This window comes from Streptomyces sp. NPDC041135 (genome assembly GCF_055592085.1).
Window position 1 is genome coordinate 89,573 of the sequence record NZ_JBVIYZ010000009.1, and the last position, 12,633, is coordinate 102,205.

General features: G+C 75.6%; 14 protein-coding genes. 3 read left to right on the plus strand and 11 right to left on the minus strand.

Going from position 1 to position 12,633, the window contains the following annotated elements:
• Positions 1–23: 23 nt before the first annotated feature.
• The 4 genes from ACZ6CZ_RS21825 to ACZ6CZ_RS21840 form a co-directional block, all read right to left on the minus strand.
• Entirely contained in the window at positions 24–2,369 is a 2,346-nt protein-coding gene (locus ACZ6CZ_RS21825) for a heavy metal translocating P-type ATPase (protein WP_469023600.1), read from the minus strand.
• The gene (locus ACZ6CZ_RS21830) at positions 2,369–2,659 is read right to left on the minus strand and encodes a hypothetical protein (protein ID WP_469023603.1); all 291 of its coding nucleotides are present in this window, start codon (positions 2,657–2,659) and stop codon (positions 2,369–2,371) included. The genes ACZ6CZ_RS21825 and ACZ6CZ_RS21830 overlap by 1 nt, the downstream gene beginning before the upstream one ends.
• A 153-nt stretch (positions 2,660–2,812) precedes the next feature.
• The gene (locus tag ACZ6CZ_RS21835; RefSeq protein WP_469023605.1) at positions 2,813–3,559 is read right to left on the minus strand and encodes a YcnI family copper-binding membrane protein; all 747 of its coding nucleotides are present in this window, start codon (positions 3,557–3,559) and stop codon (positions 2,813–2,815) included.
• The gene (locus tag ACZ6CZ_RS21840; RefSeq protein ID WP_469023608.1) at positions 3,508–4,233 is read right to left on the minus strand and encodes a hypothetical protein; all 726 of its coding nucleotides are present in this window, start codon (positions 4,231–4,233) and stop codon (positions 3,508–3,510) included. The genes ACZ6CZ_RS21835 and ACZ6CZ_RS21840 overlap by 52 nt, the downstream gene beginning before the upstream one ends.
• Before the next feature lie 342 nt (positions 4,234–4,575).
• Here ACZ6CZ_RS21840 and ACZ6CZ_RS21845 point away from each other — a divergent pair, with 342 nt between their 5' ends.
• Complete coding sequence (locus tag ACZ6CZ_RS21845) at positions 4,576–5,556, plus strand: PepSY-associated TM helix domain-containing protein (RefSeq protein ID WP_469023610.1); 981 nt, start codon at positions 4,576–4,578, stop codon at positions 5,554–5,556.
• A gap of 46 nt (positions 5,557–5,602) precedes the next feature.
• Positions 5,603–6,685 (plus strand): DNA polymerase III subunit beta family protein, encoded by a 1,083-nt coding sequence (locus ACZ6CZ_RS21850; RefSeq protein WP_469023612.1) that lies wholly within the window; start codon positions 5,603–5,605, stop codon positions 6,683–6,685.
• Positions 6,686–6,738: 53 nt separating this feature from the next.
• Here ACZ6CZ_RS21850 and ACZ6CZ_RS21855 read toward each other — a convergent pair whose 3' ends face one another.
• Together ACZ6CZ_RS21855 and ACZ6CZ_RS21860 are read right to left on the minus strand one after the other, a co-directional pair.
• The gene (locus ACZ6CZ_RS21855; protein ID WP_469023615.1) at positions 6,739–7,071 is read right to left on the minus strand and encodes a DUF3140 domain-containing protein; all 333 of its coding nucleotides are present in this window, start codon (positions 7,069–7,071) and stop codon (positions 6,739–6,741) included.
• Between the two features lie 19 nt (positions 7,072–7,090).
• Positions 7,091–7,306 carry a hypothetical protein gene (locus ACZ6CZ_RS21860; RefSeq protein WP_469023616.1) on the minus strand — a complete coding sequence of 72 codons (216 nt, stop codon included), beginning with the start codon at positions 7,304–7,306 and terminating at the stop codon, positions 7,091–7,093.
• A 242-nt stretch (positions 7,307–7,548) separates the two neighbouring features.
• On the opposite strand from ACZ6CZ_RS21860, the gene ACZ6CZ_RS21865 reads away from it, so the two are divergent.
• Positions 7,549–7,806 carry an HU family DNA-binding protein gene (locus ACZ6CZ_RS21865; protein ID WP_469023618.1) on the plus strand — a complete coding sequence of 86 codons (258 nt, stop codon included), beginning with the start codon at positions 7,549–7,551 and terminating at the stop codon, positions 7,804–7,806.
• A gap of 52 nt (positions 7,807–7,858) precedes the next feature.
• Here ACZ6CZ_RS21865 and ACZ6CZ_RS21870 read toward each other — a convergent pair whose 3' ends face one another.
• The 5 genes from ACZ6CZ_RS21870 to ACZ6CZ_RS21890 form a co-directional block, all read right to left on the minus strand.
• Positions 7,859–8,233 (minus strand): 5-carboxymethyl-2-hydroxymuconate Delta-isomerase, encoded by a 375-nt coding sequence (locus tag ACZ6CZ_RS21870; RefSeq protein WP_469023621.1) that lies wholly within the window; start codon positions 8,231–8,233, stop codon positions 7,859–7,861.
• A gap of 85 nt (positions 8,234–8,318) precedes the next feature.
• The gene (locus ACZ6CZ_RS21875) at positions 8,319–10,427 is read right to left on the minus strand and encodes a xanthine dehydrogenase family protein molybdopterin-binding subunit (RefSeq protein WP_469023623.1); all 2,109 of its coding nucleotides are present in this window, start codon (positions 10,425–10,427) and stop codon (positions 8,319–8,321) included.
• Between the two features lie 60 nt (positions 10,428–10,487).
• Positions 10,488–11,486 carry an FAD binding domain-containing protein gene (locus ACZ6CZ_RS21880; RefSeq protein WP_469023625.1) on the minus strand — a complete coding sequence of 333 codons (999 nt, stop codon included), beginning with the start codon at positions 11,484–11,486 and terminating at the stop codon, positions 10,488–10,490.
• On the minus strand, positions 11,483–12,058 hold the full coding sequence (locus ACZ6CZ_RS21885; RefSeq protein WP_469023628.1) for a 2Fe-2S iron-sulfur cluster-binding protein: 576 nt from the start codon (positions 12,056–12,058) through the stop codon (positions 11,483–11,485). Before ACZ6CZ_RS21885 ends, ACZ6CZ_RS21880 begins: the two co-directional genes overlap by 4 nt.
• Before the next feature lie 221 nt (positions 12,059–12,279).
• Entirely contained in the window at positions 12,280–12,615 is a 336-nt protein-coding gene (locus ACZ6CZ_RS21890) for a hypothetical protein (RefSeq protein WP_469023630.1), read from the minus strand.
• Between the last annotated feature and the right edge of the window lie 18 nt (positions 12,616–12,633).

Here is a 12,633-nt window from a genome sequence, read left to right on the forward strand (position 1 = left end):
ACACACGACACACCGACGGGGCGTCAACTCGGCGGGCAGGGCGGCCGCCTCACCGCCGACCCGCCTGCCGCCGGCCCCGTCCACCGCCGTCGCTCCCCCGGTGGGCCGGGCGACGGCTGCCAGGCGCGCAGGCGGAGGCTGTTGCCCACCACCAGTACGGAGCTGGCCGACATGGCGGCCGCCGCCACCATGGGGTTGAGCAGTCCGGCCATGGCGAGCGGCACGGTGACGACGTTGTAGCCGAAGGCCCACACCAGGTTCGCCCGGATCGTGCCGAGTGTGCGCCGGGCGAGCAGCACGGCGTCGCCCAGGGCTTCGATGTCCCCGCGCACGAGTGTGAGGTCGGCCGCGCCGATGGCCACGTCCGTTCCGGTGCCCATGGCGATGCCCAGATCGGCGCAGGCGAGCGCCGCGGCGTCGTTCACGCCGTCGCCGACGACCGCGACCCGGCCGCCCGCGTCCCGCAGGCGCCGTACCAGGGCCGCCTTGTCCTGGGGCATGCAGCGGGCGTGCACCTCGTCGATGCCGAGTGCGTCGGCCACGGCGCGGGCGGGTGCCTCGTGGTCGCCGGTGGCGAGCACGAGCCGGATGCCGAGCCCGCGCAGGCGGTGCACAGCCCGGTGGCTGCCGGGCCGGACGACGTCGCCGACCTCGATGAGCGCTTCGGCCACCCCGTCCACCCGCACGAGGACCGGCGTGTGCGCGGCGGTCTGCGCCGCGACGAGCGCGGCCGCGAGAGGGGGCGGCAGAGCGGTCGGCGGCTCGCCGTCCGGTGCCCCCGCTTCCACCGTGCGGCCGTCCACGCGGCCGCGCACTCCCCGCCCCGGCGTGGCCTCGAAGTCCCGTACCGGTGGCAGGGGTTGCCCGGCGGGGGCCGAGCGTCGCGCGTGCGCGGTGACGGCCCGCCCGAGGGGGTGTTCCGAGCCCTGTTCGACGGCGCCGGCCAGACGCAGGACGGCTTCCTTGCCGAGGCCGCCGAGGCCGCCGGGGACGGCGGTGATCCGGGCGACGGTCATGCGCCCGCTGGTCAGCGTGCCGGTCTTGTCCAGGACGACCGTGTCGACGTGCCGCAGGGTTTCCAGTGTGCGCGGACCGCTGACCAGTACGCCCAGTTGGGCTCCGCGGCCGGTGGCGGCCATCAGGGCGGTCGGCGTGGCCAGGCCCAGCGCGCAGGGGCAGGCGACGACGAGTACGGCCACGCACGCGGTGATCGCGGCCTGGGGACCGGCTCCGGCGCCGAGCCAGAACCCCAGCACCGTGACCGCGAGGCTCAGCACGACGGGGACGAAGACGCCGGCCACCGCGTCGGCCAGCCGCTGCGCCCCCGCCCTGCTCGCCTGCGCCTCCCGCACCAACTCGGTGATGCGGGCCAGCCGGGTGTCGGCTCCGACGGCGGTGGCCCGGACGAACAGCAGCCCGCCGGCGTTCACGGCGCCGCCGACCAGCGGCGAACCGGGCCCCACCTCGACCGGGTCGCTCTCGCCGGTGACCAGGGAGAGGTCCACGGCGGAACTGCCTTCCACCACCCGGCCGTCGGTGGCGACCCGCTCACCGGGCCGCACCGCGAAGACCTGCCCCGTACGCAGTTGCCCGATGGGGACGCGGCGCTCGCCGTGCTCGTCCCGTACGCACACGTCCTTGGCGGCGAGCCCCGCCAGCGACCGCAGGGCCGCTCCGGTCCCCCGCCTGGCCCGCGCCTCCAGGAACCTCCCGGTCAGCACGAACAGCGGGACGCCGACCGCCGCTTCCAGATAGACGTGCGCGGGACCGTGCGACGCCGACGGCAGCACGCTGAACGGCATCCGCATCCCGGGGCCTCCCGCGCCGCCGAGGAACAGCGCGTACGCCGACCAGGAGAAGGAGGCCACCACACCCAGCGAGACCAGGGTGTCCATGGTGGCAGCGGAGTGGCGCAGCCCCCGCACCGCACGCGCGTGGAACGGCCAGGCGCTCCACACCGCCACCGGAGCGGCGAGCACGAAGCACAGCCACTGCCAGTCGCGGAACTGCAGGGCAGGCACCATCGACAGGACCAGCACGGGGACGGCGAGCAGCGCGGTGACGACGAGCCGCTCACGCTCCTGCCGGGTGGCGGCCTCGGACCCGTCCCCGGCCCCCTCCCCGGCCGACCCGGGCGGCCTGGGGAGCGCGGCCTCGTATCCCGCCTGGGCGACGGCCGTGACGAGTTCCTCCGGGAGGATGTCCCCCGGATGGGTGACCCGGGCGCGGCCGGTGGCGAGGTTGACGGTCGCCGTGACGCCGTCCAGCCCGGCCAGCCGCTTCTCGACCCGCCGCACACAGGCGGCGCAGGTCATGCCGCCGACCGTGAGGTCGGTGACCACCAGCGGGGCCGGTGCTTCGGCCGCCATCACCCACCGTCCCCGTGCATGCCGGGCATGCCACCCGTATGAGCGCCGCTGGTACCGTCGCCACCGTCACCGCCACTGCTGCCGGCGCCGGTTCCGGTGCCGTGGATGCCGGGCTTCACGGGTCCGGTGGCCGATCCCACGGCGTACGACAGCGAGAAGAGCACCGCCAGCAGCAGCGCGAAGCCGCGGAGCGCGAGCGGAGGCGGGGGCGAGGGCCGGGGCGAGGGCGAGGGCGCCACCTTGCGGGCACCCGCGTCCGCTCCGCGGGCGGGGTGTCGGGACTCGGCCATTGTTCGACCTTCCTGGGCGCGTCGGACCGTCGTACGGCGCGGGGCAGTCACCGCCGTACCGCTCCAGGAGTCGGACGGACCCGGCGCCGGGTTCCGGCACCGGGTCAGGTGTGCGCCACTTGGCGGACAGCCGCGTCAGGCCCGCGTCAGGCCCTACGCGCTCCCGCCCCGGGTGGAGCGCGTGCGCGCCACGGCGAACGCGGCCGCGGCCAGCCCCAGTGCGCCCACGACCAGTCCGGCGACACCCAGCCCCCGTGCCGTCGCGTCGCTCGCGTCGCCGGACGCGCTCGACGCCGTGGCCCCGGCACTCCTCGCGGGTGCGGAGGACGCCGAAGGCGCGGTACCGGCTTCGGTCGCGTCCTTGGCGGTGAGCTTCAGGACCGGCGCCGGATTCTCCGGCTCCTCGCCGCCGGACGGCTCCTCGATCCATCGGACGGTCTTGCCGTCGGAGTAGCTCTGGAGGGTCTTGAAGGTCAACCGGTCGGTGTCGTCGGGCAGTTGACCGAAGGCCACGTCGAAGTCCTCGTAGTGGCCGGGTTCGATCTTCCCGCCGGTCCAGGTGATCTCCGAGACGGCGTCGGTGATGGTGCCGTCGTCCGTCTTGACCGGCGTCTTGAGCATGGTCTCGGTGACCTTGGCGGTCCAGCCGTCCCGCGGGGAGACGAGCACGCCGAGGACGGGGTGGTCGGTGGGGAGGAACACCTGCACCTTGGTGGTGCCGGCACCGTCCTCCTCGTTCGGCACGCGGAAGGTCAGGACACCGTCCGTGGCTCCCTTGGCGTAGCTGCCGGGATGGACGGTGACGTGCGCGGAGGCGACGCCGGCCGCGGCGAGGAGCCCGGCGGCGGTCAGAGCGGTGACGGTGCCGGCGCGGCGCAGGGTGACGCGATTCGGGGACATGAGTGGGTTGGTCTCCGTACTGAGGGGTGGGTGTGCGGGGGTCGGACGGGGTACGACCTCCCCGCGGGCGGCCCGCGCCGGTGCACGGCGTACCGCAGCCGCACCCGCGTCGGCGACCGGATGCCCTCCGCGCACCGCCGGCCGGGCGGCGCGCCCGGAACGCGCACCGCTCCCCGGGCCACCTGCCACCAGGCGGCGAGGCCGGGAACGAAGGCGGCCGTCCGCCGCAGCAGCGACCACAGCGCGGCCTCGGCCCGCCGCAGCCACCAGGTCAGCACGAGCGCGGCCCCGACATGCGCGGCGGTCGCGTGCGGCGTGATCGCGTGCGCCTGGTCATGGGCCATCCGCATGCCGTGGGTGGCCATGCCATGGGTGACCGTGCCGTGCGCGACCGTGCCGTGCGCGACCATCAGGGCGTGCCGCGGGCCCGTGGCGTGGAACAGCAGGTGCAGCCCGCCCTGGGCGGCCAGCGTCGCGCCGCCGATACCGGTCAGCGACCGCTCACGGCCCCCCAGGAGACACCCGGCCACGAACACCGGCACACACGCGGCGAGTTGGACCCGCAGCGCCGGGGCCGCGCCCGTGGCCAGCGCATGCCCCCCGGCGGCGAGCAGCACGCAGAGCGCGGCGAACACCGCCGCGCGCAGGCTCCGTACCGCCAGGGGTGCCCTCACGGCGAGCCATGCTGCCACGCCCGCCGCGGACCGCTCCCCCGCCCGGCCATGTACGCCTCCGCCCGCCCGTCACCGGTCGCCTCGCTCTCTTCACGAGCGGGGGAGGGCGGGCGTTCACCTCCTCGATGCAGGGGCGTGGAATCCGTGCGCGCACGGCTGTCGACGGGTTTCCGCCCGTCGACCGGTCGGCCGGGAACTCACGGGCCCGTTCATCCGACTGCTGTGCGGCGGCCGTGACCAGGCCGGTGGGCGAGGCCGCGGCGGTGCCGCCGTCCGGGCGTCCGCCGCCCGCGGCCGATGCGGGAGTCGTCCCGCGCAGCCGACGAGGAACGAGGTGGAGCCATGTCAGTCAGGTCCGAGGCCCCCGGCCTTCCCGAGCCGGACGAGTCCGTCACCGAAGGACGTGCGGACCCAGGCGGTGAAGCGCCCACGGCGGCGACGGCCCGCTCGACGCGGCAACCCCCCGGCCTGGGCGGCCTGCTGGCGAGACTGCACTTCTACGCCGGGGTCATGGTGGCGCCGTTCCTGCTCATAGCCGCGGTGACCGGTCTGCTCTACACGTTCACCCCGCAACTGGACTCGCTCGTCTACCACGACGAACTGACCGTCGCCCGTGTCACCGGCAGCCCCCGGCCGCTGGCCGACCAGGTGGCCGCCGCCCGCGCCGCGCACCCCGGCGGCACGCTGACCACCGTTCGCCCGGGAACCGGTGACTCGACGACGCAGGTGGACTTCGCGCTGCCCGAGCTGGGCGAGAAGGCGCACACGGTCTACGTGGACCCGTACACGGGCCGGGTCAAGGGGCGGCTGACCACCTGGTACGGGTCCACGCCGCTGAAGACGTGGCTGGACGACCTGCACCGCAACCTGCACCTGGGCACGGCCGGCCGGTACTACTCGGAGGTGGCGGCGAGCTGGCTCTGGGTCCTGGTCCTCGGCGGCCTTCTGCTGTGGTGGCGCCGGCAGCGCCGCGCCCGGACCGCGCGGCGCCTGCTGCTGCCCGACCTGGCGGCTCAGAAGGGGGTGCGCCGCACGCGCAGTCGGCACGCCGTGACGGGTGTGTGGCTCGCGGTCGGCCTGCTCGTCCTCTCGGCGACCGGACTGACCTGGTCGCGTTTCGCCGGTGAGCACTTCGCCCAGGCCCTGGACACCCTGCGCTCCCACACACCGGCCGTGTCCACCTCCCTGTCGAGCGCGTCCGGCGGCATGCCGGGTGGCCACCGCCACGGGGGGCCGGCGCACTCCCCCACCGCTGATGGCCTGATCGGCCGGTCCGGGACCTGCCCGGCACGGGCGACCGGCCGGCGACCTGCCCGGGGTTGACCCTCGACCTGGTCGAGGGCCCAGAGTCCCGGGTGTGGAGAACGAGATGCGCAGTATCGGGGAGCTGGCCCGGGACGGCGGACTGAGCGTGAGCGCGCTGCGGTTCTACGACCGTGCCGGGGTGCTGGTCCCCGCCTGGGTCGACCCGGTCAGCGGCTACCGCTGGTACGAGCCGGGGCAGTTGGCCGAGGCCCGGTTGCTGGCCCGGCTGCGCCGGGCCGGGATGCCCCTGGCGGACATCCGGCTCGTGCTGGCCGGCTGGGCCGGCGCGGACCAGGAGCTGGTGCGGGGGCTGCTCGACGCCCACCTGCGTCGGCTGGACCGCGAACTGTCCGGTGCCCGCGCCGAGTTCTCCGCCCTCCGAGCCGAACTCGACCACCAGGAGAACCCCATGACCTCGCCCGCCCCCGCCGCCGTCCGGCTGTCCGTCGCCGCCCGGGACCTGGCCGCCGCCCTGGACACGGTACGGTTCGCCGCCGGTACCGACCCGGAGCTGCCGATGCTCGGCGGGGTCCTGTTCGACATCGAGGGCGAGCGGCTGCACCTCGTGGCCACCGACCGGTACCGGATGGCCGTGGCGCAGGCACCCGCCACCGGGCACGACGGCCCCCGGGCCCAGGTCGTCGTCCCGCTTCCGCTCGCCGACGCGATGCGGGCGCTGCTGACCGGCGAGGCGCCCGTCCAGGTCCTGGTCGACGGCGACCGCGTGACGCTGGAGAGCGGGGACCGGCAGGCCGCGGGTCAGCACCTGGGCCACGAGTTCCCCGACCACCGCCGCCTCGTCCGGCTGCCGTCCGCGCGCCGGGGCCGCGTGGCGGCGGCGGCCTTCCGGCGGGCGCTGGAGAGAGGCCCGGTCCGTATGAGCGACACGCCCGGGCCGGACGGCGAACCCTGTGCCCTCAGTGTGCTCCGCGTGACGGAGGACGGAAGCGTGGCCCTGTGCGACGAGGGTGACGACGGCCCGGACGGCGTCGCCGTCAACCGCGAGTTCCTGCTGCACGCCCTCGCCGCCGGTGCCAGGGACGAGCTGCTCCTGGAGCTGGGCGCCCCCACGGCACCCCTCGCGATCCGCCGGCCCGGCGACGAGAGCGGCTTCTCGCTCCTGATGCCGGTCCGGCTGACGGACTGACGCGCTGGTCCTGCCGCACTGACGCGCTCGTCCCGCCGCTCGCCGGGCGGCGCTCACTCCAGCGGGTCGTGTCCCCAGTTCATCAAGGAGTAGCGCCACTTGGTGTCGCGTACGTCGCCGGACGGGCGCTGCGCCAGGTGGCGGCGGATGTAGCCGGTGACCTTGCGCATGTGCCGGTAGTCGTCGTCCGAGAGGTCGGCCTTGGCGGTGTGCAGGATGCGCACGATCCGGCGGCCGGACGCGTGGCCGGTGGACTCCCCGCCGTCCTGGTGCTGGCCGGCGCCGCGCGACTCGTCGGTCTCCAGCCACCTCTCCAGTCCGGCCGGCTTCATGTTCACCAGCTCGTGGAAGTCGTCCCAGGTCTGCTCGCGCTCGGTGTCGTCCATGCCTCCCGCCTGCCGCTCGTCACTTTTCGTAGGTGGACAGGGCGAGGCCGATGGCGAAGAAGGTGGGAGCCCACTCGCCCACGAAGATGCCCAGCCGGTCGGCGCGCTCCTCGCCCTTCTTCTCCACACGCAGGGAGGTGCACCAGGTGAGGACGGACAGGCCGACGGAGACGAAGCCCGCCGCGTAGGCGTGCTCGGCGCGGATTCCGGAGTCGTGCAGCTTCTTGATGATCACGACGGACTCGCTTTCATGGAGGAGGGGGGCCGGGCTTGTCCTCCCATTCCAGCCCGGGCGCCCCCGGCGGGCGAGCCGGGCACGGCCGAACGCCTCACCGCCGTCCGGTGGTCCGGTGTCGCCCGGTGCACGTCCGCCGGATGTGCGCGCCGCGTGCGCCGGACGTGCGCGCGTGCGCGGTTGCCGTGATCGTGGTGGCACGGGCTTCGGCTCACCGACCGCACCCGGGAAGGCAGGACGCAATGGACAAGTCACACCTGATCGAGGCGACCACGAGCAACGCGCGGCGGACCGCCGACGGCCCGGGGCCCGCTCCCGAGGAGGTCGAGCGGGTGCTGGACGCCGTGTTCGGGACCGTGGAGCACCCCGGTTCGATCGCGGAGGCGCTGCGGCGCGGCGAGACGGTCGTGCTGGGCAGTTTCGGCAGCTTTCACCCCGACGGCGGGACGACCGCGTTCCGTCCGGGCAAGGCCCTGGTGGAGTTCCTCGGCACGGCCTGAGCGCGCCCCCTGGCACGCGACCGAGCATGTACCCCGGCCCCCGCCCGCACGCTCACGCGGCCACCGCCGGCCGGCCGGCGGGCAGCAGCCGGTAGGACGGGGCGAGGTCCCTGACCTCGACCGAGAGCACCGCCGTGTGCGCGCCGTCCGCCGGCACGTGCTCGGCGAGCAGGGCCAGGATGCGTTCGGACAGGCGGGCCTTCAGTGCCTCGGCCCGCCCCGGCATGAGGCCCACCTCCACGTGGACGAACGCCTCCCCGCCGCCCGGGTCGTCGCCGACGTAGGTCTCGGCCGGGCGGAGGAACGTCTTGCACACGCCGGTCGAACCGGTCGCGTCGAGCACGAGCGGGTGCAGTTCCCGCAGCAGGGCCGCCCGGTCGAGGACGTCGGCCAGCCGCGCGGAGTAGTCGATGGCGAGGTGCGGCATACAGGACCTTCCAGTCACCTTGGTTCTCTCAGGCAACCATTTTCGCACCCGGCCGGCCCAGGTCGGTGCCGTCAGGCCGGTGCCGTCAGGTCAGCGCCGTGAGCACCCGGTCCGGCGTCAGCGGCAGCTCCCGGAAGCGGACGCCGGTGGCGTGGTGGACGGCGTTGCCGATGGCCGCCGCCGTGCCGACGATGCCGATCTCGCCGATGCCCTTGCTGCCCATGGGGTTGAGGTGCGGATCGTCCTCGTCGATCCAGTCGGCCTCGATGTCGGGGACGTCGGCGTGGGCGGGCACGTGGTACGAGGCGAGGTCGGACTCGGTGAAGTCGCCGAACGCGGAGTCCATGGTGCTGCCCTCGGTCAGGGCCATGCCCAGGCCCATGGTCATGCCGCCGACGAACTGGGAGCGGGCGGTGCGGGCGTTGAGGATGCGTCCGGCCGCGAAGACGCCGAGCAGCCGCCGTACCCGGGTCTCGCCGGTGACGGTGTCGACGGTGACCTCGGCGAAGTGCGCGCCGAAGGCGTGGCGGGCGTAGGGGCTGTCGGCGTCGGCGTGCCCGGTGGTGTCCGCGTGGACGGACAGGCCCGCGTCGGGCAGCGGGCCGGTGTGCTCGGCGACGCGGGCGGCCAGCCGGACGCAGGCCTCGTGCACGGCCCAGCCCCAGGACGCGGTGCCGGCGGAGCCGCCCGCCACCGGGGCCGGCGGCAGGTCGCTGTTGCCCACCTCGGTGCCCACCCGGTCCAGGGGGACGCGCAGCGCGTCGGCGGCGATCTGGGCGAGGACGGTACGGGCGCCGGTGCCGATGTCGGCCGCGTTCACCCGGACCACGTAGGTGCCGTCCGGCAGGGCGTGCGCGGTGGCGGCGCACGGCGAGACCATGACGGGGTAGGTGGCCGCGGCCACGCCGGTGCCGACCAGCAGCGGGCCCTCGGTGCGGGACCTGGGGCGCGGGTCGCGGTGCTCCCAGCCGAAGCGGCGGGCGCCCTCGCGCAGGCACTCCACGAGGTGCCGGCTGCTGAAGGGCAGCCCGCTGTCGGGTTCGCGGTCCGGTTCGTTGCGCACGCGCAGCTCGACCGGGTCCATGCCGAGCGCGTCGGCGAGTTCGTCGACCGCGGACTCCAGGGCGTACATGCCGGGCGCCTCGCCGGGCGCGCGCATCCAGGACGGGGTCGGGACGTCCAGGGCCACCACGCGATGGGCGGTGTACAGGTTGGGGGTGGCGTACATGACGCGGGAGGGGGTGGCGGCCTGCTCCACGAACTCCTTGACGTGGGAGGTGTGCGTGGTCACCTCGTGCAGCAGGGAGGTGAGGCGGCCGTCGGGGCCGGCGCCCAGCCGCAGCCGGTGCAGGGTGGGGGCGCGGTGGCCGACCGTGGTGGGCAGGTGGCGGCGGGACAGGGCGACGGTGACGGGCCGGCCGGTGTGCCGCGCGGCCAGCGCGGCGAGCACCACGTCGGGGCGCGGGGTGCCCTTGGAGCCGAAGCCGCCGCCGACGTGCTCGGCGACGACCGTGATCCGCTCCGCGGGCAGGCCGAAGAGGGCGGCCAGCACGGAGCGCACGGTCGTGGCGCCCTGGCTGGAGGTGTGGACGGTGAGCCGGTCGTCGTGCCAGTGCGCGGTGCTGGCGTGCGGCTCCATGGGGTGGTTGTGCAGGGGCGGGACGCGGTAGTCGACGTCCACGCGGACGGGGGCGGCCGCGAAGGCGCTCTCCGGGTCGCCCTGCCGGGTGCGGGCGGGCTGGCCGCCGTTGGCCTTCTCCGGCTCGTAGGCGCCCGGGTGGTCCGGGGTGAGGTCGACGTCGTGGTCCTCGGTGGCGTAGGTGACGCGCACCGCCCGGGCGGCTGCGCGGGCCGCCTCGGGGGTCTCGGCGACGACCAGGGCGACGGTCCAGCCGCGGTGCGGCACCCCCGGGTCCTGGAGCAGCGCCAGGGTGGGGTCCTCCGGCTCGCTGAGGCGCGGGGCGTTCTCGTGGGTGAGGACGGCGAGGACGCCGGGGAGGCGTTGCGCGGCGGTGGTGTCGACGGCGGTGACGCGGCCGCGCGCGACCGAGGCCGGCACCGGCCGGGCGTGCACCCGGCCCGGCACGGCGTACTCGGCGGCGTAGCGGGCGGTGCCGGTGACCTTCTCCCGTCCTTCCCGGCGCTCGGCGGGGGCGCCGAGGGCGGTGCCGGTGCGGGCCGTGGTGGTGGCCATGGGTCCTCCTGTGACGTGCGGTGCGGCCGGCGGGGGCGGGCGGCTGGCGGTTCGGCGGAATCAGCGGACGGGGGCGGGCGCCGGGGCGAGCCGGTTCAGGGCGTCCAGGGCCAGGTTGCGGGCCAGCGGCACCTTGAAGGCGTTGTCGCGCAGCGGCTGGGCCGCGTCGAGTTCCAGGTCGACGGCGCCTTCGAACGCCGGGGCCGTGGCGGCCGCGCCGAGCAGCGCCCGTTCCGCCGTACGGGCCCGCCAGGGCCGGTGGGCCAGCCCGCCGAAGGCGATGCCGACGTGGCCGACGCGACCGTCGGCGACCCGCAGCACTACGGCCACGGAGGCGAGGGCGAAGGCGTACGACGCCCGGTCGCGGGCCTTGCGGTACAGCGAGGGCAGGCCGGCCGAGGCGGCGGGCAGCACGACGCCGGTGATCAGTTCGCCGGGCCGGATCCCGGTGTCGTCCTCGGGGTGGTCGCCGGGCAGCCGCAGGAAGTCGGCGACCGGCACGGACCGGGTGCCCTCGGCGCCGTACAGCTCGACCGCCGCGTCCAGGGCGGACAGGGCCACCGCCATGTCGGAGGGGTGGGTGGCGATGCAGTGCGGGGAGTGGCCGAGCACGGCGTGGTCGCGGTGGACGCCGTCCCGGGCGCCGCAGCCGCTGCCGGGCTCCCGTTTGTTGCAGGGTTTGGTGACGTCCTGGAAGTAGGGGCAGCGGGTGCGCTGGAGCAGGTTGCCGCCGGTGGTGGCGGCGTTGCGCAGCTGCCCGGAGGCGCCGGCCAGGAGCGCCTGGGACAGCGCCGGGTAGCGGTCGCGGACCAGCGGGTGGGCCGCGAGGTCGCTGTTGCGGACGGTGGCGCCGACGCGCAGCGAGCCGTCGGGCAGGTCCTCCACCGCGTCCAGCGGGAGCCGGCCGACGTCGATGAGGAAGCCGGGCTGTTCGACGCCGAGTTTCATCAGGTCGACGAGGTTGGTGCCGCCCGCCAGGTAGCGGGCGCCGGGGTGGGCCCCGAAGGCCTCGACCGCCTCCGCGACGCTGCCCGCCCGCAGGTATCCGAAGGGTTTCACCGGTTCACGTCCTCCACTGCCTCGACGATGCGCGGGTAGGCCCCGCACCGGCACAGGTTCCCGCTGAGCCGCTCGCTGATCTCGGCCCGGTCCAGCGGCACCGGCCGGCCTGCGGGCGCGGCCGGGTCGGTGACGTGCGAGGGGTGACCGGCTCCGGCCTCGGCCAGGGCGCCGACGGCCGAGCAGAGCTGGCCGGGCGTGCAGTAGCCGCACTGGAAGGCGTCGCGGTCCAGGAAGGCCCGTTGCAGCGGGTGCAGATCCTCGCCGTCGCCCGCGAGACCCTCGGCGGTGGTGACGTCGGCGCCGTCCAGGGTCACCGCGAGGAGCAGGCAGGCGTTCACCCGGCGCCCGTCGGCCAGGACGGTGCAGGCGCCGCACTGGCCGTGGTCGCAGCCCTTCTTCGCGCCGGTCAGCTCCAGGTCCTCGCGCAGCAGGTCCAGCAGGGTGCGCCGGTGGTCGACGAGGAGTGCGTGCGGTGTGCCGTTGACCCGCAGGGTGACTTCGGAGCGGTGCGGGGCCGGCGGCGCGGGGCGCTCCTCGCCGGTCCCGGCGTCGTGGTTCTCGCTGCCCATGCGTGGATGCCTTTCCCGACGGACCGTGGTGCGTGCAGACCGCGTCTGGGTATCCAGGCTGCGCCGGCCGACACCATCCGGCGCGGCGGCGTGCGCGAACGGGTCTGCCGGCGGGCCGGACGGGGCGCGGCCCCGGGGGCCGGACCGGCGCCGTGGCGGGGCCGGTCCGGCGGTTCCGGGGCCGCGGGGCGGGAGCGGGCTGCCGCCGGCAGGGGTGGTGGTCACCGTCCCCGCTGGTCGCCGCCGTCCTCGGGAGCGACCTCGGCGCCCGCGATGGTGTCCTCATAGCCGGCTTCCTCGCTGCCGTCGTCGGCGCCCGGGTGGACGCCGGCGCGGGCGCCCGGCTGGCCGCCGCTGGTGGTCCCGTAGCCGCCCGGCACTCCGGGGACGGAGTCCGCGTCGGCCTGCTCGCGGCTGATGTGCCGGGTGGCGCGGACCCCGGCGCGCCGCTCGGGGTACGGGTAGCTGAAGGGCCGGGAGGCCGCTCGCTCGTCCTCCCGGCGCTGTGCGTCCTGGGCGGTGTCCGGCGTCCGGTGGGTGTCCTTGTGCTCGGTCATGCCGCCCGGGTACCCAGC

What these genes read in the sequence shown, in the direction of transcription:
- ACZ6CZ_RS21825 (WP_469023600.1), bottom strand. Translation starts at nt 2,369, where the DNA reads ATGGCGGCCGAAGCACCGGCCCCGCTGGTGGTCACCGACCTCACGGTC.
- ACZ6CZ_RS21830 (WP_469023603.1), bottom strand. Translation starts at nt 2,659, where the DNA reads ATGGCCGAGTCCCGACACCCCGCCCGCGGAGCGGACGCGGGTGCCCGC.
- ACZ6CZ_RS21835 (WP_469023605.1), bottom strand. Translation starts at nt 3,559, where the DNA reads ATGTCCCCGAATCGCGTCACCCTGCGCCGCGCCGGCACCGTCACCGCT.
- ACZ6CZ_RS21845 (WP_469023610.1), top strand. Translation starts at nt 4,576, where the DNA reads ATGTCAGTCAGGTCCGAGGCCCCCGGCCTTCCCGAGCCGGACGAGTCC.
- ACZ6CZ_RS21850 (WP_469023612.1), top strand. Translation starts at nt 5,603, where the DNA reads ATGCGCAGTATCGGGGAGCTGGCCCGGGACGGCGGACTGAGCGTGAGC.
- ACZ6CZ_RS21855 (WP_469023615.1), bottom strand. Translation starts at nt 7,071, where the DNA reads ATGGACGACACCGAGCGCGAGCAGACCTGGGACGACTTCCACGAGCTG.
- ACZ6CZ_RS21865 (WP_469023618.1), top strand. Translation starts at nt 7,549, where the DNA reads ATGGACAAGTCACACCTGATCGAGGCGACCACGAGCAACGCGCGGCGG.
- ACZ6CZ_RS21870 (WP_469023621.1), bottom strand. Translation starts at nt 8,233, where the DNA reads ATGCCGCACCTCGCCATCGACTACTCCGCGCGGCTGGCCGACGTCCTC.
- ACZ6CZ_RS21875 (WP_469023623.1), bottom strand. Translation starts at nt 10,427, where the DNA reads ATGGCCACCACCACGGCCCGCACCGGCACCGCCCTCGGCGCCCCCGCC.
- ACZ6CZ_RS21885 (WP_469023628.1), bottom strand. Translation starts at nt 12,058, where the DNA reads ATGGGCAGCGAGAACCACGACGCCGGGACCGGCGAGGAGCGCCCCGCG.
- ACZ6CZ_RS21890 (WP_469023630.1), bottom strand. Translation starts at nt 12,615, where the DNA reads ATGACCGAGCACAAGGACACCCACCGGACGCCGGACACCGCCCAGGAC.